Annotated in this window: 22 protein-coding genes; 18 read left to right on the top strand and 4 right to left on the bottom strand. The window is 35.1% G+C overall.

Annotated elements, in window-relative coordinates:
- Positions 1-41: 41 nt before the first annotated feature.
- The 13 genes from csaB (at position 42) to BMX10_RS06075 (ending at position 17,662) form a co-directional block, all read left to right on the top strand.
- The gene (gene csaB / locus BMX10_RS06135) at positions 42-1,139 is read left to right on the top strand and encodes a polysaccharide pyruvyl transferase CsaB (protein ID WP_090440975.1); all 1,098 of its coding nucleotides are present in this window, start codon (positions 42-44) and stop codon (positions 1,137-1,139) included.
- The gene (locus BMX10_RS06130; protein WP_090440972.1) at positions 1,136-1,864 is read left to right on the top strand and encodes a WecB/TagA/CpsF family glycosyltransferase; all 729 of its coding nucleotides are present in this window, start codon (positions 1,136-1,138) and stop codon (positions 1,862-1,864) included. Before csaB ends, BMX10_RS06130 begins: the two co-directional genes overlap by 4 nt.
- 24 nt (positions 1,865-1,888) lie before the next feature.
- Entirely contained in the window at positions 1,889-2,755 is an 867-nt protein-coding gene (locus BMX10_RS06125) for a YitT family protein (protein ID WP_090440969.1), read from the top strand.
- Positions 2,756-2,773: 18 nt separating this feature from the next.
- The gene (locus BMX10_RS06120) at positions 2,774-3,598 is read left to right on the top strand and encodes a transketolase (RefSeq protein ID WP_090441624.1); all 825 of its coding nucleotides are present in this window, start codon (positions 2,774-2,776) and stop codon (positions 3,596-3,598) included.
- Positions 3,591-4,535, top strand: coding sequence for a transketolase family protein (locus tag BMX10_RS06115; RefSeq protein WP_090440966.1), 945 nt, complete (start codon positions 3,591-3,593; stop codon positions 4,533-4,535). The genes BMX10_RS06120 and BMX10_RS06115 overlap by 8 nt, the downstream gene beginning before the upstream one ends.
- A gap of 155 nt (positions 4,536-4,690) precedes the next feature.
- Positions 4,691-5,170, top strand: coding sequence for a protease complex subunit PrcB family protein (locus BMX10_RS06110; protein ID WP_090440965.1), 480 nt, complete (start codon positions 4,691-4,693; stop codon positions 5,168-5,170).
- Between the two features lie 142 nt (positions 5,171-5,312).
- The gene (locus tag BMX10_RS06105; protein WP_090440963.1) at positions 5,313-8,114 is read left to right on the top strand and encodes a phosphodiester glycosidase family protein; all 2,802 of its coding nucleotides are present in this window, start codon (positions 5,313-5,315) and stop codon (positions 8,112-8,114) included.
- Positions 8,115-8,493: 379 nt separating this feature from the next.
- On the top strand, positions 8,494-9,675 hold the full coding sequence (locus BMX10_RS06100) for a LysM peptidoglycan-binding domain-containing protein (RefSeq protein ID WP_170834713.1): 1,182 nt from the start codon (positions 8,494-8,496) through the stop codon (positions 9,673-9,675).
- Between the two features lie 285 nt (positions 9,676-9,960).
- Entirely contained in the window at positions 9,961-12,360 is a 2,400-nt protein-coding gene (locus tag BMX10_RS06095; RefSeq protein WP_090440958.1) for a Lon protease family protein, read from the top strand.
- A 391-nt stretch (positions 12,361-12,751) separates the two neighbouring features.
- On the top strand, positions 12,752-14,440 hold the full coding sequence (locus BMX10_RS06090; protein ID WP_090440955.1) for an MASE3 domain-containing protein: 1,689 nt from the start codon (positions 12,752-12,754) through the stop codon (positions 14,438-14,440).
- A gap of 233 nt (positions 14,441-14,673) precedes the next feature.
- Positions 14,674-15,396, top strand: coding sequence for an SIR2 family NAD-dependent protein deacylase (locus tag BMX10_RS06085; RefSeq protein ID WP_090440952.1), 723 nt, complete (start codon positions 14,674-14,676; stop codon positions 15,394-15,396).
- A gap of 131 nt (positions 15,397-15,527) precedes the next feature.
- Entirely contained in the window at positions 15,528-16,376 is an 849-nt protein-coding gene (gene lgt, locus BMX10_RS06080; protein WP_090440949.1) for a prolipoprotein diacylglyceryl transferase, read from the top strand.
- A 116-nt stretch (positions 16,377-16,492) separates the two neighbouring features.
- The gene (locus BMX10_RS06075) at positions 16,493-17,662 is read left to right on the top strand and encodes a YibE/F family protein (RefSeq protein ID WP_090440946.1); all 1,170 of its coding nucleotides are present in this window, start codon (positions 16,493-16,495) and stop codon (positions 17,660-17,662) included.
- A 58-nt stretch (positions 17,663-17,720) separates the two neighbouring features.
- On the opposite strand, the gene BMX10_RS06070 is transcribed toward BMX10_RS06075, so the two are convergent.
- The 3 genes from BMX10_RS06070 to BMX10_RS06060 form a co-directional block, all read right to left on the bottom strand.
- Entirely contained in the window at positions 17,721-18,632 is a 912-nt protein-coding gene (locus tag BMX10_RS06070; RefSeq protein WP_090440943.1) for a PLP-dependent cysteine synthase family protein, read from the bottom strand.
- Between the two features lie 30 nt (positions 18,633-18,662).
- Positions 18,663-19,787 (bottom strand): bifunctional cystathionine gamma-lyase/homocysteine desulfhydrase, encoded by a 1,125-nt coding sequence (locus tag BMX10_RS06065; RefSeq protein ID WP_090440940.1) that lies wholly within the window; start codon positions 19,785-19,787, stop codon positions 18,663-18,665.
- Positions 19,788-19,888: 101 nt separating this feature from the next.
- Positions 19,889-20,539 carry a class I SAM-dependent methyltransferase gene (locus BMX10_RS06060; protein ID WP_090440937.1) on the bottom strand — a complete coding sequence of 217 codons (651 nt, stop codon included), beginning with the start codon at positions 20,537-20,539 and terminating at the stop codon, positions 19,889-19,891.
- A gap of 440 nt (positions 20,540-20,979) precedes the next feature.
- On the opposite strand from BMX10_RS06060, the gene BMX10_RS06055 reads away from it, so the two are divergent.
- From BMX10_RS06055 to BMX10_RS06040, 5 genes are all read left to right on the top strand, one after another.
- The gene (locus BMX10_RS06055) at positions 20,980-21,594 is read left to right on the top strand and encodes a class I SAM-dependent methyltransferase (protein WP_090440934.1); all 615 of its coding nucleotides are present in this window, start codon (positions 20,980-20,982) and stop codon (positions 21,592-21,594) included.
- A 49-nt stretch (positions 21,595-21,643) separates the two neighbouring features.
- Positions 21,644-21,775 (top strand): LDCC motif putative metal-binding protein, encoded by a 132-nt coding sequence (locus BMX10_RS18435; RefSeq protein WP_280140746.1) that lies wholly within the window; start codon positions 21,644-21,646, stop codon positions 21,773-21,775.
- A gap of 27 nt (positions 21,776-21,802) precedes the next feature.
- The gene (locus BMX10_RS06050; RefSeq protein ID WP_090440932.1) at positions 21,803-22,042 is read left to right on the top strand and encodes a DUF2933 domain-containing protein; all 240 of its coding nucleotides are present in this window, start codon (positions 21,803-21,805) and stop codon (positions 22,040-22,042) included.
- 102 nt (positions 22,043-22,144) lie between these two features.
- A complete protein-coding gene (locus BMX10_RS06045; protein ID WP_090440929.1) occupies positions 22,145-22,327 on the top strand; it encodes a hypothetical protein in 183 nt (60 codons plus the stop codon).
- A gap of 111 nt (positions 22,328-22,438) precedes the next feature.
- Positions 22,439-22,858, top strand: a complete 420-nt coding sequence (locus BMX10_RS06040; protein ID WP_090440926.1) for a hypothetical protein — start codon at positions 22,439-22,441, stop codon at positions 22,856-22,858.
- 426 nt (positions 22,859-23,284) lie between these two features.
- Here BMX10_RS06040 and BMX10_RS06035 read toward each other — a convergent pair whose 3' ends face one another.
- Positions 23,285-23,998: a flagellar motor protein MotB gene (locus tag BMX10_RS06035; protein ID WP_090440923.1), complete on the bottom strand. Its 714-nt coding sequence runs from the start codon at positions 23,996-23,998 to the stop codon at positions 23,285-23,287.
- Positions 23,999-24,034: the final 36 nt, after the last annotated feature.

Raw genomic sequence — 24,034 nt, 5'->3', positions numbered from 1 at the left:
TCCTTTTGTGCAATTTCAAAAGGCAAGAGAGGAAGAAACAAATGAAAAAAATATTTCTATTTGGTTATTATGGTTTTCAAAATACTGGGGATGAAGCAATTTTAGAAGCACTTATTGAACAAATAAGGACAGCACTACCCAATGCAAAGCTATCAGCCTTAAGCTATAGCGCTCAAGATACCTGGGAAAAGTATAATATCGATGCTGTAAGCAGAAATGATTTTAAGGAAGTAATAAAAGCCATTAGAGCCTCTGATGTTGTAATTAGCGGAGGAGGTTCTATTTTACAGGATGTTACCAGCAGTAGATCCTTGCTGTATTATTCTGCTATTATTCTGCTGGCAAAAAAATTAGGGAAAAAAGTAATGTTTTATGGCAATGGATTTGGCCCTATTAATCGATATTTTAATAAGAAGCTAGTGAAATATATTATAAATCAAGTGGACACCATTACCGTTAGAGATTATCAATCAAAGGAATATATGCAATCGCTTGGCATCAAAAAAGATATTATCGTAACGGCAGATATTGCTTTTGGTTTAGAGGCGGTGCCCAGTGAAGAAATAGAAAAAATATTCCAATGGGAATCAATGGATATAACAAAAAAATGGGTAGGTATATCCATAAGGGAATGGAAGAATGAAAAAAATTATAAGGAAGTTATTGCTAAAACTGCAGATTATCTAATCAATAGAAATTATGATATCGTGTTTATTCCAATGCAATTCCCCAGCGACATAGATATATCTAAAGAAATCGCCAGTATGATGAACAACACCCCTAAGATTATTACAACAAAATATAATCCTAGGCAAATCATAGGTATAATTAGCAAGATGAATTTACTAATAGGAATGCGGCTTCACTCCTTAATATTTGCAGCTATTGCAGAGATTCCAATGGTAGGTTTAGAATATGATGCTAAAATCAAAAATTTTTTAAAACTAGCAAATCAAAAAAGTGGAGGAGTCGTAGAAAAGCTAGATATTATTCATCTTTGGACCAGCATAGATTCGGTGTTGGAACATGGGGATCAGCATGTTGAGAACTTAAGAGAAATAAAAAAGAACCTGTATAAAAAGACTGAAATTAATATTGAGATTTTTACCAGGTTTGTGCAAGAAGGAGAAAAGAGATGAGACAGCAGGTTAGAATTTTAGGTGTACCGATAGATATTATTACAGAGGAAGAAACATTTCAAAAACTGGTATCCTTTCTAGACGCAGAAGGAGAAGCCTTAAAAAAAATATATACCCCTAATCCAGAAATTGTCATGGTTGCACAGCAGGATCCAGAGCTGCTAAAAGCTCTAGAGGATGCTGATTTAGTCTTGCCAGATGGAATCGGATTGCTAATCGCTTCTAAATTAAAGGGATTTGGATTGAAGGAACGGGTGACAGGTATTGATACAATGGACAAATTATTGACCTATTGTGGAGAACAGGGTAAAAGCATATTTTTATTAGGAGGCAAGCCAGGAACTGCAGAAATAGCCTGTAAAAACATGGGAAATAAATATAGGGGCCTTAAAATTGCAGGGTTTCACCATGGATACTTTCAAGAAATGGATGAAGTAGAAATAGTGGAAGGGATAAATAAGGCACAGCCGGATGTATTATTTGTATGTCTTGGTGCCCCAAAACAGGAAAAATGGGTGAATAAGTATAAGCACCAGCTTCATTGTAGATTAGCTATGGGGGTAGGTGGTAGTGTAGATATCTATGCTGGTACCGCCAAAAGAGCTCCAGTTATTTTCCAAAAGACTGGCTTAGAATGGTTTTACCGATTGGCAAAGGAGCCTTGGAGAATAAAAAGAATGATGGCTTTACCAAAGTTTTTAATTGATGTATTGCGTAAACAGTGATATTTGATTTGGGAGGAATTAAGATTGAGCAATAAGAAGCAACAAGTGGTTGTGGAATATGTGGGAATAACAGTAGGGTGTGCTTTAATGGCTTTGAGCTTGAACTTCTTTTTAAAACCCAATACTGTAGCTCCTGGTGGAGTGACGGGTTTAGCTATTGTCATTGAGGAATTAACCGGCATACCTCTTGATATTACTAACTTGGCTATCAATATCCCCTTGTTTTTAGGAGGATTAGCGGTATTAGGAAAAACCTTTGGAGTAAAAACTGCTTACTCCATCCTTATGCTTTCAGCTTTTATTCGTTTTTTTATCATATTATTTGGTGAGGGTGCAATGATTACCCATGATATTTTATTGGCCTCCATCTATGGCGGTGTTCTTTTAGGTGTTGGACTGGGTGCAGTTTTTCGATTTGGAGGAACCACAGGAGGAACAGATTTGGCAGGAGCTATTTTAAACAATTATTTCCCTAATATGAGCACTGCAAAACTTATGATGATTTTAGACCTAATGGTGGTGGCAGTAGCAGGGATTGTAGGACAGAACATTGAAACCTCTTTATATTCAGTAATTGCCCTATATATCATGGTGAAGCTTGCGGATTTTATTGTGGAGGATTTAAGCTACTCAAAAGCCTTTTATATAATTTCCAAGGATTCTGATGTAATCGGGAAAAGGATTATAGAAGAAATTGGTAGAGGGGTTACTGCGCTAGAAGGGAGAGGGTTTTATACAGGAACTAAAAAAGATGTATTGATGTGTGTAGTAAATCGAGCACAAGTGGCAAAACTAAAGAAAATTGTCTATGAAATCGATAAAAAAGCCTTTATTATGGTAACGACTATTCATGAAGTACTAGGTGAAGGTTTTAAAGAAATAAAAAAGTAGGAGGGAAAAATATTGAGTATTGATTTTAGTTTATTAAAAGAAAAAGCACAAGTAATAAGAAAAGATATTATTGCAATGCTGCATGAAGCTGGTTCAGGACATCCTGGGGGCTCATTATCAGCGGCAGATATCTTAGCTGTACTCTATTTTCATGAAATGAAAATAGATCCGAAAAATCCTAAATGGGAAGATCGAGACAGATTCGTTTTATCTAAGGGACATGCGGCACCAGTATTATATGCTGCTTTAGCAGAAAAAGGTTTTTTTCCAAAGGAAGAACTAATGGGTCTAAGAAAAATTAATGCAATGCTGCAGGGACATCCTGAGATGAAAGGAACTCCAGGTGTAGAAATGTCTACAGGTTCCTTAGCTCAAGGCTTTTCTTCTGCAAGCGGGATGGCTATAGCTGGAAAGATAGACAAAAAAGATTATAGAGTTTATACACTTTTAGGTGATGGAGAATTACAAGAGGGTATGATATGGGAGACTGCAATGGCATCGGCTCATCATAAACTAGATAATCTTACAGCTATATTAGATTACAACAAATTACAGATCGATGGACCAAATGCAGAGGTGATGGGGGTAGATCCTGTTACGGATAAATTTAAAGCCTTTGGTTGGCAGGTATTAGAGATTGATGGACATTCCTTTGAAGAAATAATAGAAGCCTTTGCAAAAGCCAAAGCTACTAAAGAAAAACCTACTATGATTATAGCAAATACCATAAAAGGTAAGGGTGTTTCTTTTATGGAGGGTTCCGTAGATTGGCATGGAAATGCTCCAAAAGAAGAAGATACAAGGAAAGCTTTACAGGAACTAGGAGGTGAAGGGAATGACTAAAAAAATAGCTACAAGAGATGCCTATGGAGAAGCCTTAATTGAATTAGGCAACAAGAACCCTAAGGTAGTTGTATTGGATGCAGACTTATCAAAATCCACCAAAACAGCTGGGTTTGGAAAAAAATTTCCAGAGAGATTTTTTAATATGGGGATTGCTGAACAAAACATGATTGGAACAGCCGCTGGTTTGGCTACCACAGGTAAGATACCCTTTGCCAGTACCTTCGCCATGTTTGCTACAGGAAGAGCTTTTGAGATTATTAGAAACTCTATAGGATATCCTCGATTAAATGTGAAGGTATGTGCAACTCACGCAGGCTTGACTGTAGGAGAAGATGGCGCATCACATCAAGCATTAGAAGATATAGCTTGTATGCGAGTAATTCCAAATATGACTGTTATTGTACCAGCAGACGCAGTGGAGGCAAAGGCAGCTATCCATGCTATAGCTGAAATGGAAGGGCCAGTTTACGTTAGATTAGGAAGAGCTGCAGTGCCTATCCTTAATGATGAAACCAACTATTCATTTGAAATTGGTAAAGGCGTTATGTTAAAGGAAGGTGTAGATGCTACAATTATTGCTACGGGCATTATGGTAAGTGAAGCTTTAGAAGCCAGTAAAGAACTAGAAGAGAAAGGCTTATCCATAAGAGTAATAAACATACATACGATTAAACCAATAGATGAAGCTATTATAGTGAAGGCTGCTAGAGAAACAGGAGCTATTGTAACCGCTGAGGAGCATAATGTAATAGGTGGTTTAGGCTCAGCAGTAGCCGAGGTAATAGGGGAAAATCAACCAGTTCCGTTAAAAAGAATAGGCACTTTGGACACCTTTGGAGAATCTGGAAAGCCACAGGAATTATTAGAAAAATATGGATTAACAAAAAAAGATATCGTAAATGCAGTTCAAGAGGTTGTCAAAAGAAAAGCATAGTAAATGGCTTAGAAAGAGGAGGGATAGAAAAATATCCGTCCTCTTTTTAATGGAGTTTTTTAACTTGTACAATTGAATAAATTCAATTGTCCCCGAATACACATAGTTATATAGACTGCCTTTATTATGGCGTCAAATTAAGGGGGTAGAGAGTTATGAAGAAAAAATTCAAATTACCTAAACTACCTAGGATAAATTGGAAATTATTTATTGCCATTATCATAATCATTGTGTTGGTAGCAGCGGTGATAAAAATTGTTCCTAAGTTTATAACAAGAGGTGAGAAAGAGGTGAGCTATCAAGTATTAGAAGAAAGTCAAATTCCACAAAAAATAAACGAGATACTACCTAGATATAAAATGCTAGAAAGAGCTTTAGCAGCAAAAGTAGATGATGAAATTTATGTTATCGTTACAAGAGGCGAAAAATTAACAGGGGGATATCAAGTAGAAATTGAGAGAATACTATTAATAAAGGAAGACAAAGAAGAAAGAATTGTAGTCCACGCATTGTTCAAAGACCCTAAGCCAGATGACTTAGTGCCACAGGTAATTACTTATCCATATGTAGTAGCAAAGACAGATTTAAAGGAATTGCCAAAAAAAATAGATCTTAGAGTGAATTATAGAGAGTAGGAGTTTTCCTACTCTCTATGTTCTCATTAGAGCTTAAGAAAAATGTAATATTCCTGTAATTGAATTATTATATGGGTGTTATATAATGAAATTAGCAAATTAGGATAATTTTACATGAGAAACCATTAGGAGGAATAAATACATGAAAAGACTTACAAAAGCAGTGTCAGCAATAGGGTTAGTTACAGTTATGCTTTCAAGCACAATCTCCTATACCTTTGCGGTAGATAGCATCGCATACGAAAAAATTAATAAAGAAGTTATTACTACTGGGGTAACCCATAAAAACATCCTTCGATTCCATAAGGATGGATGGCTGAATGCAAATGTAGTCTATATTGACTTGGATAATCAAGGGATTGAACTGGATTTATTGCAAAGCTCAAATGGACTAGCCACAAAGGAAACCTTATCCACTATGGTGGGACAAAAAGATAATGTGGTTGCTGCCATCAACGGAGACTTTTTTTATAATACAACACCTGATTCTCCGTTAGGGGCTATGATTAAAGATGGGCAGATCATTAGCAGTCCTATTTTTGTTCATGATTTTGCTACCTTAGCAATAGACCAAAACAATCAAGCTTCAGCCAGTTATTGGAACTATGAAATATTTGCAACCACTGATAAGGCTGTAGTTGTACCTATTACTACTATTAATAAATATACCCATGAGTATCAATCAATTATGATGATAGATAAAAACTGGAGTGCTAAAACTCCAGGGTTTAATGGAAGCCATTATGATATGGTGGAGGTAATAGTGATAGAAGATGAAGTAGTAGAAGTTAGAAGAAAACAGCCTTCTATTGATATACCTGAAAATGGTTATGTTATACTGGCCTCCCAAGGAAATGGACAAGTGTTATTTGACAGCTTTAACGTAGGAGATCGAGTAACGATACATACCAATATAACTCCTAATAGTCTAGACAACATTAAGCTTGCACTAGGAGGAGGAACTTTACTGGTAAAGGATGGACAAACCGCTAATTTTACCCAATCGGTTACTGGCAATCATCCAAGAACAGCTGTTGGGATAACAAAAGATAGAAATCAATTGATTATGGTGACCATTGATGGAAGACATAACTCCTTTACAGGAGTAGATGGCAGACGTTTAGCCAACTTAATGGTGGAGCTAGGCAGCTATGAAGCTATTATAATGGACGGCGGCGGATCTACTACCATGATGACAAGAGGCTTAGGAGAGTTTAGTCCACAAATAACCAATCATCCTTCTGATGGAGGAGAAAGAAGAATAACCAATGGATTAGCAGTAATAGGCCAGGAATCTATAGGAGAGCTGAGAGGAATTAAAGCAGAAGTCACCCATAATAAAGGCTTTATTGGTGCTTCGCGAGAAATAAAGGTAAGGGCTTTTGATATCAATAACAATCCATTATCAGTAGATCCTAGCCAATTAAGATTTACAGTGAAGAATGGAGGAGGGACCTTTACAAACAATAGATTTTTTCCTGCAGAATCAGGGAAAAACGTTATTGAAGTTGATTACTTAGGGAAGAAAACAGAAATAACTATAGACGTGTTAGATGAACTAGCTCTTCTTAAAATAACACCACAGCAGCTTCGATTGAACAATGGACAAAGTGCTAGATTGCAGGTTGTGGGTGTAGATAGAAACGGCTATAGTGCAGTTATTGATTTGCAGGACATTACATGGAGGGATGAAGCAGGTTTAGGAGTATTTAATCATGGTGTATATACAGCTGGCAACAAGGAAGGAATAACTACTATAACCGCTAGCTTTGGCAATAAGACCATCTCTATACCGGCAGCTATTGGACAAATGAAAATCTCTTTAGGAGCTTTAGAAAACTATACCTTTAAATATAATAGTTATCCTACTGATCTAGTTCCTGGGGAGGTGTTCCTAGATAGTAATGGAAAGGTTGGAGAAAACTCCATTGGATTGGCATATGACTTTACTCAAACAGAGGCAACTAGAGCGGCATATCTTGAGTTTGAAGAGGGAAGTATACTTCTACCTAATCAATCATTAAAGATAGGAGTATGGGCATACGCTTTTGAAATCTCGCCAGTCTGGATTCGAGGACACATTAAAGATGCTGCAGGAACAAGACATACCATTGACTTTAAAAAGGGTGTTGATTGGACAGAATGGAAATACTTAGAAGCCAATATACCTCAAAATATACCTGGGCCTGTGGAATTAGAAAGAATATATCTAGCAGAAACCAATGGAAATAATAAAACCACGGGAAAAATATTGTTTGATGGAATAGATGCTATGCAGGCATTAGAATTAGAAGAAGTGCCACAAGCTCAAAGATTAGTAGATGATTTAAATACAGCCTATACAACAAAGGGAACGCAATTTTTTGTTCATAGCGGCATTACCTTTAATGGACAGGAAAAAGGGATACAGGATGCTGTAACCCAAAGAGTACAGGAGCTTATTAACAGCAGATACCACTTGTCCATCTTTACCAGCAGTGTTAGTGAAGGAATAACCAGTGGAATAGAGAAGCCCAGCATGATGGGGGCATCAAGCTATGGAATGAAGGAATATGATAACAATCTTATCATCCAGTTAAACAATAGAGGCGGTGGCTTAAGACAAGCGGACTTTAACCAATGGAGCTGGTTAAAAAACCTACTAAATACCAGTGATAAGAAAAATATATTTGTCATACTTCCTAGACCAGTAACGGGTACAAATGGATTCGTTGATCCGTTAGAAGCAAACTTATTTCAAGAAACCCTAACAAGAACAGCAGAACAAGGGAAAAATGTATTTGTTCTTTATGGAGGCCAGCAGGAAGTAGGAACAGACATAATAGAAGGTGTAAGATATATTTCTACAGGTATCTATAGCAATGCTTCCGGTAAAAACTCTCAATATATTGAATTTAACGTAGTAGGAGATCAAGTAACCTATCAAATAAAACCATTATTTTAATATAGTAGTATATTAGCAGCACTCCAAACTTTATTGGAGTGCTGTTTTTTCAATTTTGAGAGGGATAAGGACATAGGCTAAGGGCGCTAAGAATCAATGTTTTCATGATGCTATCATGATTTTTTATACTAAACATAGTAAAGAATCTAGGTCTTAAAGATTCCTTGCCAATACTCAGATGGCAGACACACTTTTCCATTTGTCTGAAACAGAGGCACTGTTCTAACAATTTATGATAGAATTGGATGGCTGTTTACTAGTATTGCAATAGTTGCCTATAGCTCCAGTATTTACATAAAGGAAATAAGGAACAATTTTCGAATTTATAATAAGAGTAATTATGTTAACTGCATGGATATTTGACAAAAGGAGGACTATTATGAATTCAAAGTTTAAGAAAATGATTATCGGAACAGCCTTAGCTTCAGCAGTATTCACTTCCACCTTCACCCCTGCCTTTGCCAGCAGCCTATCCCATAGAGTTGTATCGGGAGACACACTTTGGAAGATTTCGCAAAAATATCAGGTATCTTTAGAGGAGATATATAACCTAAATCCTCAATATAGAAATAACCCTGAAATAAGAGTAGGAGATACTGTACAAATCCCAGGAAAACAACAAAGCACCTATACAGTACAAAGAAATGATACCCCATGGATCATTAGTAATAAGTTTAATATAAGCTTAAAAGATTTTTTAAGTGCTAATGGATTGAGGGAAGGACAACATATTTATCCAGGACAACAGGTAATTATTCCTTCTACCTCAAATAACTCAACTGCTTATGTGGTACAAAGAAATGATACCCCATGGATCATTAGCAATAAGTTTAATGTAAGCTTAAAAGATTTTTTAAGTGCTAATGGATTAAGAGAGGGACAGCACATCTATCCAGGCCAAACTGTAACAATACCTTCATCCAAGCAACAAACAGCAGCACCTACGAATCCTCCATCAACTGCCACCCCGAGAAAAACCTTTACAACCCATACTGTTGTAAGTGGTGATACAACATGGAATATTTCTATTAAATATGGAATTCCCTTTAAAGAACTACTAGATGTTAATGGGTTAAGGGAGAATCATGTATTAAGAATAGGAGATAAGCTGACGATTCCGGTATATAATATCCCTGTAAAAGAAACCCCAGGGCCTCAGTATGGAGAGCTGTTGGATTGGTGGACAGAGGCTCAATACGTAGTACCCATCGGCAAAGAATTTGCTGTAGTAGATTTTCACACAGGTAGAAGATGGAACATGAAGAGAACCATAGGAGCAAACCATGCTGATGTAGAGCCTGTAACAGCTAGAGATGCTTCAATTATGAAGGAGGTATGGGGAGGGAGCTATAGCTGGAATCGAAGACCTGTGATTGTTGAAGTGGATGGAAGAAGACTAGCAGCGTCAGCCAGTGCTATGCCTCATGATGTACAATATATAAATAATAATAATTTTAACGGTCACAGTGATCTCTATTTTTTAAATAGCACTCGACATGTGGATGGACGTAGAGATGAAGGACATCAAAATAACGTGTTAACAGCAGCAGGACAAAAATAGAATAATTATTAAAGAAATAAAATAAAGTCTTATTACTAAAAATAGCAGCCTTGTGGATTATTAAATCAAGGCTGCTATTTTTTTGTCTTAGGTTAAAGATTCTAAGCAGCATAGCTTTTGTTAAGCCAAGCCTATATTCAATGGATTTTGTGTTTTTTGTATAAAGGAGGATAATTCAAAGTAAAATAGAAATATGTGTCTAGCCATATATTTTACAAGATTTGTTTTTAAATGATTTCAGTGAGGTATATATAGACTAAATATTATTTTGGGGGAGGAAACAGTATGATCAATAGATTTCGTTTGGAACCAGAAACACTTACTAGTCCATGCTATATTGAAGATCTAGCCTTTGAAACAACAGCAAATTTAGAACCGTTAAAGGGCATCATTGGGCAGGATAGAGCAGTGAAAGCGTTAGAATTTGGTCTAAAGATTAAAAAGAAAGGATATAACGTATTTATCTCTGGTTTAAGTGGGACAGGAAGGAATAGCTATGCTAATTCCATCGCAGAAAAATTTGCTAAGGAAATGCCTATTCCCAATGATTGGGTGTATGTATACAATTTTAAAAATCCTGACATTCCAAAAACCTTAAGTATGGAGGCAGGAACAGGTCAACAGTTTAAAAAAGATATTGAGGGGATGATCAATCAGTTTAAAAAGGAAATTTCTACAGCTTTTAATGGAACAGAATATGAAACCAAAAAGAATGAAATAATCAGAGAGTTTCAACAAAAAAATCAAGAGATAGTCAATCAGTTAAATGAAACTGCAAAAAAATTTGGTTTTCTTTTTAAAGAATCTGAGCAGGGACTAGTAACTGTCCCATTAAAAGAAGGCAGACCTATGACTCAGGAAGAATACGAAAATCTGTCCATAGAGGAAATGGAAAAGCTAAGGGAGAACTCCAATCACTTAGGCTTAGAGACATTAGAGATATTTAATAAATTAAGAGATATAGAGCAACAATTAACACAGACAGTTAAAAAGCTAGATGAGAAGATTGCCTATGATATTGTTAACTATCATATTAATAAGCTATTGGCAAGATATGGCCATAGAAAGGAAATAACAAAATATATCAATGCTCTAGAAAAAGATATATTAGAAAATGTTGATGCCTTTAAAAAACCTAAAGAGGATAAAAAGGATATGGCACAGCTGCTGATGATGCCAATGAAATCAAATGAAAACTTCTTTAATCGATATAAAGTTAATTTATTTATCGACAATTCAGGACTAGATTATGCCCCAATGATTAATGAAACAAATCCTACCTTTGCCAACTTGCTAGGTACTATTGAATATAAAAATGAAATGGGTATACTAAAAACAGATTTCATGGAGATAAAGCCTGGTTCATTACATAAAGCCAACGGAGGTTTCCTTATAGTACAAGCAAAGGAAATTCTAACACAGCCTTTTGCTTGGGAAACATTGAAAAGGACATTGAAAACAGGCGAGATAAACATTGAAAGCCTCAATAAGCAAATGGGCTATGTTGTTACGTCCAGCTTGAAACCGGAAGCCATTCCTATGGATATCAAGCTCATCATAATAGGGGATGCATATATATATCATACTCTGTTTGGTTTAGATGAGGATTTTAAAAAGTTATTTAAAATTATGGCAGACTTTGATGTAGAGATGCTAAAAGATAATGACAATATATTTAAAATGGCACAATTTATAGCCTCTCATTGCAAAGAAGTAGGCCTGAGGGACTTTGATAAAACAGCCGTTGCAAGAATCATTGAATATAGCTCTAGACTTGCAGATAATCAAGGAAAGCTAAGCTCAAGGTTCAACCAAATTGTAGAAATACTCTATGAGGCAGATGCATGGGCAGATTTTCAGAATGAAGCATTGGTAACTAAGGACCATATAGAAAAAGCAATACAGGAAAAAATATATAGAAATAGCAAATATGAAGAAAAACTAAATGAAATGTTTGAGGAAGGCACCTTACTACTGGATGTAGCTGGTGAAAAGGTGGGGCAGATTAATGGTCTAGCAGTAATGGGTACTGGAGAATATTCCTTTGGAAAGCCCAGTAGAATAACTGCTTCAACCTATAGAGGCAAACCGGGAATCATCAATATAGAAAGAGAAGTAAAGAAAAGCGGTAGTCTACATGATAAAGGTGTACTTATATTAAGTGGGTACCTTGGTTGTAAATATGCACAGGAAAAACCATTATCCCTTTCTGTTAGCATCAGTTTTGAACAAAGCTACTCAATCATTGATGGAGATAGTGCCTCCAGTACAGAGCTTTACTGTATTTTATCCAGCATTGCTCAGGTACCTATAAAGCAAAGCATTGCTGTAACAGGCTCTGTTAACCAGAAGGGTGAAATACAGCCTATTGGAGGAGTAAATGAAAAGATAGAAGGATTTTATGATGTATGTAAGCTTAAAGGCTTGACTGGAGACCAAGGTGTTATTATACCAAAGCAAAATATTAAAAATCTGATGTTGAAGGAAGAAGTAATTAAAGCAGTTAAGGAAGGCAGATTCCATATCTATGCTATAGGCCATGTGGATGAAGGCATTGAAATATTAACAGGTATATCCGCTGGAGAACGAGATGAAAATGGTGATTATCCAGAGGGAACAATTAACTACCTAATTACATCTAAATTAAAGGTTTTGGCTGATGAAGAAGAAAAAGAAAAGGAGTAAATTAAATAAGGGAAGATTTCTTAAATTCAACCCAAGTGGAGTGTTGAAATTGGACACACCGCTAATGTGCTACGGAAGGAAAACTATATCTTGATAAAAAATGGCTACGATTCAGAGAAAAAGAACTTACTCTGGTTGTAGTCATATTTTTTTGGTGCGTATTTGAAAGATACTGTGTAATATATTACATATTCGGGCGACCGCAGGTCGCCCGATTCCTGCTTATAGTACAGGAACATGCCAATCAGTGAATACTGAATTTTTAATAATTTTGTCGAAAGAAAATGATGGAAAAATGCATAATACTGACGTAATTAAAAGGATTTATCCTAGTTTTGCAGAAATTACTATAAGAGAATAAAAAATTAATAGTCAAAGAAAGGAAAACCATATGCTTGCCTACAAAGAAAAAAAGACAATTTTAGACAGAAACTACATAGGGTTAAGTTTGTTATGGATAGGGTTAGTAATTATATTTTACCTGGTGGGTATTTTAGGAGATAAATATTATGTTGTTTTTCAGACAGAGTTTTTCTTGTTTTATCATACATTACTAGAATTCTTTACCATCATCATTTATTATATTATTTTTATTATTAGCTATTATACATACAATAAAAATAAAAGAGTAAGATTGATAATATGTTTTTGTACTTTTTTTATTGTAGGATTTGTAGATTTCTTACATACCATGACCTATGATGCGATGCCAGGCTTTTTTCTTGAGAGCTCCGCTGCTGCAGCTACCACCTATTGGATTATTGGGAGATTGATATTTACCTTAGGTCTACTAGTCACTGCCTGTGTCCCCGTAAATTCAAGAGCAACTATGAATAGAGCCTATTACTTACTAGGCAGTATTCTCACAAGCATCATTATTTTTTATGCCATTACTTTTCATTTAGAGAAATTTCCAGCAATGTTTATTGAAGGACAGGGACTTACACCTTTAAAGGTAGCATTAGAATATATTATGATGGTTGTTCAAGGGTTAGCGATATTTTTGTTTTTATTGGATTATAAGAGTACGAAAAATGTAATCTATGTTCAGTTAGCTGTTGGCCTCTCCTTCGGAATCTTCTCCGGAGCCTCCTTTACTTTATATAGTAATGTTCATGATAGTTATAATATGTTGGGACATGTCTACAAGATCATAAGCTCTTATTTAATATGCAGAGCTATTTTTGTCAATAATTTAGATACTCCATATATAAAGCTAAGCTATGCTAGAGAAAAAATCCAACAATATGCCGAAAATTTAGAAACATTAGTAAGTGAAAGAACCTTAGAGCTGGAAGAAGCAAACCAAAAAATCATACAGGACTTAGAATATGCAAAAAAAATTCAGCAATCCTTATTACCACCGAAGGAAATAAAAATAGGAGAGGTAAGCTTTATATCAGAGTTTGTCCCATGTCAAAGGGTTAGTGGAGATTTCTATGATATTTATGAGATAAATGATGAAAATATTGGAATTTTCTTGGCAGATGTTGCAGGACATGGTCCATCAGCAGCTATGATGACCATATTTACAGAACGAATGATTTCTACAAATTATAACGGAGATTTTGAAGAAGAAATGCTAAATTGTGAAAAAGTACTACAATACTTTTTTGATGAATTTAATGAATCAAATTTACCAGATGAGATGCATATTGCTATCCTTAGTGCTGTATATAATAAGATTACTAGAAAACTTCAATATTGCTCTGCAGGAATGAACACGGACCCTTTGTTGCTAACCAATAAAGGAGATGTAGAAACACTAGATAAAAGCAAAGGAATTCCTATCTGTAAGCTGGGAGATTATATTTCACCAGAGTATAAAAAAGCTGAAGTGCAGCTAGAGGAAGGAGATAGGATTATATTTTATACTGATGGTCTGGTAGAAAACTTTGAGGACAATACCCTATTGAATAGAAATAACCTGGAAAGATTATTACTAGAGAATAAGGGAGGGAATGGAGAGTCATTTAGAAAAAAAATTAATGAAGAAATATACAAAACTGTTAACGATGAAGCTATTCATGAAGCGATTGATGATGATATCACCTACTTGATTATGGATATAAATAAGTAATACCATAAGGCCCATATTATGGGCCTGAGGTTGTTGAAAAAGTCAACAACCTCCAGACTGTTCAAAAATCTTCAGATTCAAGGCGCAAGAAAACCCAGCGACTGCAGCGTATACGTAATACGTAAAGGTGCTGGGTTTTTGAAGCAACGAAGAAGATGAAGGTTTTTCAACAGTCTAAGACCCATATTGTGGGCCTTTACATGTATATTAAGAAATAGGAAGGAAGGTAGAGAATGACTACTACTAAAATAAAAGCATTAGCAGAACTGATGAAGTATTCAAGCAATACCGTTGTGCTAACAGGAGCAGGAATGGATACTGAAAGTAATATTCCTGATTTTAGAAGTCAACAAGGATGGTGGAAAAACATAGACCCAAGGACTGTTGCTAATATTGATGCTTTTTTCAAAGACTATTCATTATTCCAAGAATTCTATAGTATCCGTTTAAGTTTACTTGAAAACTGCAAGCCTCATAAAGGACATTATGTATTGGCAGATCTCATGAAAAAAGGACTTATACAAAGAATAGCCACTCAAAATGTCTCTGGATTTCATAGGATGGCAGGTGCAGATGAGGTATTTGAACTCCATGGAAATATAAGAAAAATAAGGTGCAATAGTTGTGATGCTGATGCTTCATTAGAAGCCTTTATAGAAAAGCAAAATTGCAAATATTGCGGAGAACAAGCGCTGCGGCCAGGAGTTGTGCTATTCGGAGAAATGCTGCCTACTGAAGAATGGAATCAAACCTTAATGGAGATAGAGCAATGTGATTTATTAATCGTTATGGGCACCAGCCTAGAGGTTTATCCAGTAAACCAAATACCCCTAATGGCTAAAGGAAAAACCGTCTACATAAACAATGAAGATATCGGAAAAGACTATGGATTTGACCTAACCATTATAGGAAAAGCCAAGGAAGTTTTAGAAGAATTATATGATGCATTAGACTAACAACAAATAACACCTTCTCACTATTGAGCTTTAATAAGAGAGAAGGTGTTATTCTATGGCTCTTTTCAAATTGGCATAGTTATTGCATGCTTAATTATACTGTTGCAGCTAAATAGAGAGGAGCAAAATAAATGATTATATTGTTTAATATAGGAGGATTTGATGTTCATTTATTTGGATTAACGATAGCATTGGGAGTTCTAGCAGGGTTTTATATTATGCTAAAGGAAGCTGAAAGAAAAAAGCTAAATAAGGATCAATTAACTGACTTAGCTATTTATACTGTAATAGTAGGAATCATTGGTGCTAGATTAAACTATATTTTAGCCTTTAATCCTAGCTACTACTTACAGAATCCAAAAGAAATTTTCATGATCAATCAAGGAGGATTATCCATACAAGGTTCCTTGATAGCAGGTACCCTGTTTGCATTATGGTATATGAAAAAAAAGAATATCCCTATTTGGCAAACAGCTGATGCCTTTGCCCCTGCAATTATCTTAGGACAAGCCATAGGTAGAGTGGGATGTGATGTTTTTGGAATTCTTATGGGGAAGGAATACTTCTGGGGGGTATCTGTAGGAGGACAACTGCTGCATCCTGCCCAAATCTACGAGGCTATATTGAACTATGGTTTATTTCTGATACTTTGGAACAAAAGAAAGTATGTTAAATATGAAGGTCAGTTGTTTATTATTTATATTATAGGCTTCTCCATTAATCGCTTCATAGTGGAGTTCTTTAGAAGTAATCCATTAGTGGCTGGGCCGATTTCTGTAGCTCATATGTATAGCTTAGCTATTGTTGTAGTCGCTCTGATAGGGATGCATTGGTTAAAGATAAGACACCAAAAGCTACAAAGTACTGTTGCAAATCATACAAATTCTCCATGGCAGATAGACTGGAAGAGTACGGGCTATGTTGGACTGGCAATAATAACATCCGTCATTATTTATTACTTTATCCATGGACTCTCTTAATGGAAGGAAAATAGTACATGTAGGAGAAGTTCTTACAGAGCTAGAGGAAGGTTTTCATATATGATATACTATAGAAAGGTATTTTTATCGTAATAAAAAAGAGGAGGATAATCATTATGAAGAAGCTGACTTTCTTTATACTATTGATAATGATAGTAATGACAATAGGAAGTTATACTGTCTTAGCGGATGAAATATATTATGAGGACTATACTCATGAGGATTATATAGAAGAACCTGTCATTGAAAGAGCTAAGGTGTTGACAGTGGAAGAATTTCAGGATCCAGATCTAGGTAATGATTTTTTTATTGAGAATATGCTGGTAACCTTAGAGATTTTGTCTGGTGAGTACAAGGGTCAACAATTTCAATCTATCCATAGTCTTACAGGGAATTTCACCTATGATATCATTGTGGAGCCTGGAGATACAGTATTGGTAGCTATTGAAGATTTTGGAGATGGTTCCCTAGAAATATATATTTCAGAATATGCACGAGATAGATATATCTACATGATATTAGCAGTTTTTGGTATTTTAGTTATTTTAATTGGAGGATTTAAAGGTGTAAAAACAATTATCACATTGATTTTAACAATTGGGTTAATATTAAAGGTTTTGCTGCCAGGATTATTAGCAGGGTACAATCCTATTTTACTGACCATAGCCATATCCTTCCTTGTTACGGTGGTGACTATATTATTGGTGGGAGGCACCAATAGAAAAAGCTATGCCGCTATCATTGGTGTACTAGGTGGAGTATTTATCGCAGGGATTCTTGCTTATGTCGTTGGAACACAGGTGCGACTGACGGGACTATCTTCCCAGGAAGCTACGATGCTGATGTATATTCCTCAAGGTGTTAACTTTGATTTCAGAGGTTTATTATTTGCAGGTATTATTATGGGGGCGTTAGGAGCGGTGATGGATGTAGGAATGTCTATTGCTTCTAGTATGGAGGAGATTAGAAATGCTAACCCTACCATGTCTTCAAAGGCACTGATTATGTCAGGGATGAATGTTGGAAAGGATATTATGGGAACGATGGCCAATACACTAATTCTTGCATACACCGGCAGTGCGATACCATTGTTGCTTCTATTTACAGCTTATCAGGATCCTTTAGTTAGGATTATCAACCTTGATATTATTGCAACAGAGATTGTTAGAGCATTTACTGGAAGTATTGGCCTTATTTTATGTATACCTTTGACAGCCGTAGTATACGTAATACTTACAGAGAAGTCTAGAAGGAAAGAGGTAACGAAAAGAGAAGGAGTATCCTAAATAGAGAAGGAAAAAAATAAGCAGCCATCAATTTATAAATTGATGGCTGCTTATTTTTTTATTTATAAATATTCTTACTAATATAACGCTCTGAGCTATCAGGGAAGACTACCACTACATTACCAGAAGTCATTTTTTTAGCCTGAATAAGAGCGGCATAGAAGGCGGCACCAGAGGAGGAACCTACTAGTAAACCCTCTCTTAAAGCTAATTCCTTCACCATCTGAAAAGCATCTTCATCTGTCACTTTCACTACATCATCAACAAAATTCATATCCAAGGTAGCTGGAATAAAGTCATTGCCAATCCCCTCAATTTCATATTTATCATCCTTGCCGCCGCCAATTATAGAGCCTACAGGATCTGCTAATACGCCCTTCACTGTTTTGTTTTTATCATGAAAATATTTCATAACCCCTGTAAAGGTTCCACCTGATCCGGCACCGGCTATAAAAACATCAATATTTCCTTCTAATTGGTTGTCAATTTCCTTTGCGGTATAAAGAAAATGAACTTCAGGATTATCTGGATTATTAAACTGGTCAACAATAAATACATTTTCTATCTTATTTTGTAGTTTCTCTACTTCCTTGAAGGCACCCTCTAATCCGTCTTTTGTAGGGGTACTAACAATTTCAGCCCCCAAAGCCTTCATAATCACTTGTTTTTCTATAGAAAATTTGCCAGGGACAACTAATATCAACCGATAACCCTTATTTAGTGCTGCTAAAGCTATACCAATGCCAGTATTGCCTGCAGTAGCCTCAATGATCGTATAACCTTTTTTTAAATCTCCTCTTTCTTCCGCCTTCTTAATAATCCAGTGTCCGATTCTATCTTTTATAGATCCTCCTGGGTTAAAAGATTCAAGCTTTGCAAAGATATTTACATCCTTAGGCAAATCAAAATGATTGATTTTGATGATAGGGGTATTACCAATCAACTCGGTAATATGATGATAATAATCCATTTCTACGCCTCCCTATTAGATAGTAACCTCTTAAATAAATGGTCTTAAATCCTTGATAATATCTTCTACATCCTCTACTCCCACAGATAAGCGAATTAATGTATCCTTGATACCTAATGCCTGCCGTTTCTCGGGGGGAACAGAAGCGTGGGTCATTTTTGCGGGAACGGAAATAAGACTTTCAATACCTCCCAAGCTTTCTGCCAAGGTAATTACTTTAAGGTCAGACATAATTTTATCAACGATATCTTGGCTTGCTACTTCAAAGGAAATCATACCACCATAATCTTTCATTTGTTTTTCATAATGTGTAACCTTTGAATCTAAACCAGGATAATAGACCTTTTTCACCCAGGTCTGTAGTAAAAGCCATTGAGCAATTTTTGTAGCATTTTCACAATGACGGTCCATCCTTAAGGCTAATGTTCGAATACCTTTTATTAACAACCAACTATCTTGAGGACCTAATATAGCACCTACTGAATTTTGAACAAAATGAAGCTTTTCTGCTAAGGCCTCTGTGTTAACTGCTACTAAGCCTGCCACAACATCACTATGACCTCCTAAATATTTGGTTGCACTATGGACTACAATATCAGCCCCCAATTCTAAGGGACGTTGAAGATAGGGTGTCATAAAGGTATTATCAACAACAAGCAATAAATTCTGTTCTTTAGCTATCTCAGAAACAGCAGCAATATCTGTTAACTTCATTAGAGGATTTGAGGGAGTTTCAACAATAATTGCTTTGGTATTGTGTTTAACTGCCTTTCTAATATTATCTACACTGGTGGTATCGACAGCATCATAGACAATACCTAAATGAGAAAAGACTTTATCAACCACACGATATGTCCCACCATAAACATCATCGCCGATAATAATATGATCTCCACTTTTAAATAACATGAGGATAGAGGATAGAGCTGCCATACCAGAACCAAAGGCAAAGCCTCTATAGCCACCCTCTAGGTCAGCTATTAGCTTTTCTAATGCCTCCCTTGTGGGATTTCCTGTTCGAGAGTATTCATACCCAGTATGCTCGCCAACAGCCTTTTGTTTATAAGTAGAAGTCTGATAAATTGGTACTGTTACAGCACCAGTAGCTTTGTCGCCATCTATGCCACCATGGATAACTAATGTATTAAACTTCATAAATAGTAACCTCCTATAATATTTATTTCTTTGCCTATAACTACTTACTCAAGCTGTATAAATTTTCTTGTTCAATGCCAGTACGATACAACTGAGATTACTTATATAGTTCCTTTAGAAGCAGTTATTATCCAAACATATTTATTCATTTTTTTTGCTTCAAGAGAATATCCCAGATCATGCAATACTTTTTTTATATCATCTACATACTCATAATACTCACTACGCAAATCCTCTAGCAAACCATAAGCTTCACTATTTTTAACATGCTGATGTAGCGCTTTTTTATATTCAGGAGATTCAAACATGGTATCAGCAATAACCAGCTTCCCAGCAGGCTTTAGAAAGGCATCCAAATAAGTAATCGCTTCCTTTTTCTCCTGTAAGGTAAGGTGATGAAATGCGTAAGAAGTAACAATGCCATCAAAAGACTTTGCAATAGGAATATCTAGAAAATGTCCATCGAAGATAGGTACCCTTGGAAGCTTAGACATAGCAATTTTACGCATTTCCTTCGATGGCTCTATACCGATGACATTAAAGTTTTTATCAACTAATTCCTTGGTAAGATTTCCTGTACCTACTCCGATTTCTAAGATAGCCCCATTGCTTTTATCTACTATACTGTCACAAACATAACTCAATATTTTTGAATATCCTTCAAAAACCTCTGCATACTCGTTATCATCACCATAAACCGTATTGTCATAGTTTCCAGCCCATTGATCAAATAAATGATTAAACTCAGCCATAATGATTCCTCCCTTTCTATATTAAACTAGGCTTAATTCAGCGGAGGTTTTGTTCTCGCTGGATTACAGCCCAAATTACTTTGCAGAATGTTTGATTTCCTACTTAGAAAGTAGGAGACTTGGAAGTAAAATAAAGGAAAAACTAATTCATACAATTCCAATGGGAATACTATGAATTAGTTTAACATATACTGGGAAAGGTGTCAAGTGTAGTATTTAACACAGGTTATGTGGTATTTCACTGAACTTAAAAGCTATGATGTTAAGTATTGATGATAACGGGCTATAATCAGTTAGGAATATAATAATATAATATTTCCTCAAAATATAAAATGAGTTTTAGAAATACACTGAGGAAAAAAAAGATAGAAACAGGGTATAGATAAGAAAAATAGTAAAAAATAGTATTAGTCTAAGCAATAGAGAAAGGATAGAAAACCATGGATAAAAATACAGAAAAAATCAGAAAAAAATATGATAGAGTTGCTGGCTTTTACGATTATTTAGAGAAACCAATGGAAATGATGGCTGTAGGAAAATGGAGAGAAAAATTATTTGAAGAAATGAAGGGAAGAGTACTGGAAATAGGTATCGGAACTGGCAAGAATATAGAATATTATCACGATACTATTGAAGTAACCGCTATAGATTTTAGTCCAAAGATGCTAGAAAAAGCAAGAGTCAGAGCTGAAACCCTTAGTAAAAAAGTTGATCTAAGAGTAATGGATGTACAAAACATGGATTTTCAAGATGGTGTATTTGATTATGCAGTAGCAACCTGTGTCTTTTGCTCAGTACCTGATCCTGTAAAGGGGTTAAAAGAAATTAAAAGAGTATTAAAGCCTACTGGAAAAATTATTCTCATAGAGCATGTTCGAAGTGAAGGAAGAGTAATAGGCTTTATAATGGATGTTATCAATCCCATGGTAGTAAATCTATATGGAGCAAATATCAATAGAAGGACAGAAAAAAATATTCAAAAGGCAGGATTCAACCAGGTAAAGGTAACAAATCTTTGGAGAGATATAGTAAAGAAGATAGAAATAGCTAAGTGATTCTGGCATGAAATTTGCAACTATATTTAAACAAAGGAGGAGAATCAAAATGAAAAAATGGTTTGAAAAGATATTGAAGTCAATAGAAGAAGCAAATAAGAAAAATTTTGGAGAAGAAAGAATGGATTGCTGCGATTTAAATAAAGAAGAGAAAACACAGCAGAAAAATTCTAAAAAATAATAAAATTTAAGAATGGGGGAAACAAAAATGAATCATAAAGGTAAAAATCATGGTCTGTTAATGTTATTGTGCTGCTTAATTCCTATACTTGCGATTTTACTACTACCTAGATTAGGGTTAGAGCTTGGTCCAATTGGAAGATTAGCACCATATGCTATGCTTCTAATCTGTCCATTAATGCATGTTGGGATGATGGTATTTATGTTTAAAGAGAAGAAGGGTAATTGCCATGGAGATAATGATGTTGCAGAAGAAAATAGGCGTTAATAATGAAAGCCAATAGATTCTGAATGTCAAGTTAGCTTCCTTAGATAGATTGACGGATATAACAAAAAAATATCTTTATAGAATACTAAGGGAGGAGGTTATATGAAGAAACAGGAGGTAAAATACTGCCCTATTTGTCAATCGAAAAATATGGGAGTGCTTACGAAACAAAATTACTTCTGTCGAGATTGTTATGTGGAAATAGTGATAACAAAGAAGAAGGCTATTTATGCTAATTTTAATTCAGCAGATGGTATTAAGGTTAAAAGCATAAAAATTGGATGATGCTTATGGTTAAGGCCTACTACCTTCTTCACAACTCTTTTAAAGTCTCCTATTATAATATAAACATGGAGTAAATAGCTAAAAATGAAACTCAAAAGGAGGAATTAGATTATGAAAAATAAAAAATTAGTAATAATGACAGCAGTACTGATATCAACAATTTCTATAGGGGGTTATGTATTTGCTCAAGAAACTAGCGAGGAAAAAACTAGCAATAACTCAGAAAAAATAATTATGGAAGCGTCAGCAACTATGGGTACTAACAACTATTGTGGAAACCGACAAGAGATGATTCAAATCATGAGGGAGAATGGATATGGAGATATGGCTAAATGGATGGAAGAGGGAGATTTTGAATCCATGGATAAATTTATGAATAATCTAACAGATGAAGATTATCAGAAAATGATTGATTTAATGAACCAAAATGGCTATGGTGATTTGTCAGGAATGATGAATATACACAACTCCATGACGGGGGACAATAATTCTAAGTTCAAAATGATGGGAAATATGATGAATCGTTTTTAATAAAAAAATGGAGCAAAGAAAAGTAATGTTCAGCGTTGTACAATGCTGGACATTATAGTTTGGCGTGAAATAATAAGACTCTGTACAGTAACGATTTGTATAGAATCTAATACTATTCATTTCACTTTGCATAAGTAACTACCAGACAAACTAAAACAAACCTTTGGTTATTTATTTAAGCGTATACCTTTATTAAAAAAATTTACTTTTACTGAAGTAGTAAAAGATACACTAAACTGTAGTAAACAATACATTAAGATGTTTGAAAGAGATAAGAAGTACTTTTTTCCCAATTTTAATTAGGATTTCAGCCATTAAATTTTTCTCCTACTTTTATTTATTATTGTAGAAAAATTCAAGTCTGACAGAAATCAGAAATGTATATTAAGAAATTGGCAAATTTTTTTAGTAAATAATATTAAAGGACTATATTTTGTCCTTTAATATTATTATATCCACTCTTCGATTTTGAGCCTTGTTGCCAGGAGTGTCATTGGGAGCAATAGGATAATATTTACTATAACCAGAGGCTTTAAATCTTTTAGGGGTCATATCGGCTTCTTCAATAAAAAATCTTACAACATGAGCAGCTCTAGCTACTGATAAGTCCCAGTTAGTTTTATAGATATTTGGCTGAGCTACAGGATCAGAATCTGTATGACCTTCTACTAGTATGCGATTGTATAGAAAATCTTCAGATTTTAATAAATCAGATAGCAAAAAAAGTATTTCCAGAGCATCCTCTTTAATAATAGCTTTGCCGGGGTCAAATAGAACGTCATCGTGGGGTCTCAATAATAGTGATTCTTCCTCTAAAATTACAGACATTTGAGTAAGTAATCCCTTATCTTCTAAACGCTGTTGCAGAATATCTTTTAAATGCTCAATTTCATTAAATTCATCGTTCCCATTTGAAATTTCTATAAGCTCATCAGGAACAATAGTCCTTCCTGATTCTAAAATACCTGTTGTGCCTCGAAAAGATTCCATAATATGTTGAAATTTTTGTGCATCTATCTCGGAAAAGGCAAAAAGTAAAATAAAAAAGGTCATAAGCAGAGTAACGAGGTCACTATAGGTTGTTAGCCATATTGGGGCACCAGCTTTTTCATTGGCGTTTTCTTTTAATCTTCTTCTCATAGGAATCCCTCCATTAAGGTATGATGTTACAATACT

It is taken from the genome of Natronincola peptidivorans, from assembly GCF_900111615.1.
In the GTDB taxonomy this organism is placed as follows: Bacteria; Bacillota; Clostridia; order Peptostreptococcales; family Natronincolaceae; genus Natronincola_A; species Natronincola_A peptidivorans.
This window is presented reverse-complemented; position numbering and strand designations above follow the sequence as displayed.

Coding starts and splice junctions, on each gene's coding strand:
- csaB (WP_090440975.1), top strand. CDS start 42: ATGAAAAAAATATTTCTATTTGGTTATTATGGTTTTCAAAATACTGGG.
- BMX10_RS06130 (WP_090440972.1), top strand. CDS start 1,136: ATGAGACAGCAGGTTAGAATTTTAGGTGTACCGATAGATATTATTACA.
- BMX10_RS06115 (WP_090440966.1), top strand. CDS start 3,591: ATGACTAAAAAAATAGCTACAAGAGATGCCTATGGAGAAGCCTTAATT.
- BMX10_RS06110 (WP_090440965.1), top strand. CDS start 4,691: ATGAAGAAAAAATTCAAATTACCTAAACTACCTAGGATAAATTGGAAA.
- BMX10_RS06105 (WP_090440963.1), top strand. CDS start 5,313: ATGAAAAGACTTACAAAAGCAGTGTCAGCAATAGGGTTAGTTACAGTT.
- BMX10_RS06100 (WP_170834713.1), top strand. CDS start 8,494: ATGAATTCAAAGTTTAAGAAAATGATTATCGGAACAGCCTTAGCTTCA.
- BMX10_RS06095 (WP_090440958.1), top strand. CDS start 9,961: ATGATCAATAGATTTCGTTTGGAACCAGAAACACTTACTAGTCCATGC.
- BMX10_RS06090 (WP_090440955.1), top strand. CDS start 12,752: ATGCTTGCCTACAAAGAAAAAAAGACAATTTTAGACAGAAACTACATA.
- BMX10_RS06085 (WP_090440952.1), top strand. CDS start 14,674: ATGACTACTACTAAAATAAAAGCATTAGCAGAACTGATGAAGTATTCA.
- lgt (WP_090440949.1), top strand. CDS start 15,528: ATGATTATATTGTTTAATATAGGAGGATTTGATGTTCATTTATTTGGA.
- BMX10_RS06075 (WP_090440946.1), top strand. CDS start 16,493: ATGAAGAAGCTGACTTTCTTTATACTATTGATAATGATAGTAATGACA.
- BMX10_RS06070 (WP_090440943.1), bottom strand. CDS start 18,632: ATGGATTATTATCATCATATTACCGAGTTGATTGGTAATACCCCTATC.
- BMX10_RS06065 (WP_090440940.1), bottom strand. CDS start 19,787: ATGAAGTTTAATACATTAGTTATCCATGGTGGCATAGATGGCGACAAA.
- BMX10_RS06060 (WP_090440937.1), bottom strand. CDS start 20,539: ATGGCTGAGTTTAATCATTTATTTGATCAATGGGCTGGAAACTATGAC.
- BMX10_RS06055 (WP_090440934.1), top strand. CDS start 20,980: ATGGATAAAAATACAGAAAAAATCAGAAAAAAATATGATAGAGTTGCT.
- BMX10_RS18435 (WP_280140746.1), top strand. CDS start 21,644: ATGAAAAAATGGTTTGAAAAGATATTGAAGTCAATAGAAGAAGCAAAT.
- BMX10_RS06050 (WP_090440932.1), top strand. CDS start 21,803: ATGAATCATAAAGGTAAAAATCATGGTCTGTTAATGTTATTGTGCTGC.
- BMX10_RS06045 (WP_090440929.1), top strand. CDS start 22,145: ATGAAGAAACAGGAGGTAAAATACTGCCCTATTTGTCAATCGAAAAAT.
- BMX10_RS06040 (WP_090440926.1), top strand. CDS start 22,439: ATGAAAAATAAAAAATTAGTAATAATGACAGCAGTACTGATATCAACA.
- BMX10_RS06035 (WP_090440923.1), bottom strand. CDS start 23,998: ATGAGAAGAAGATTAAAAGAAAACGCCAATGAAAAAGCTGGTGCCCCA.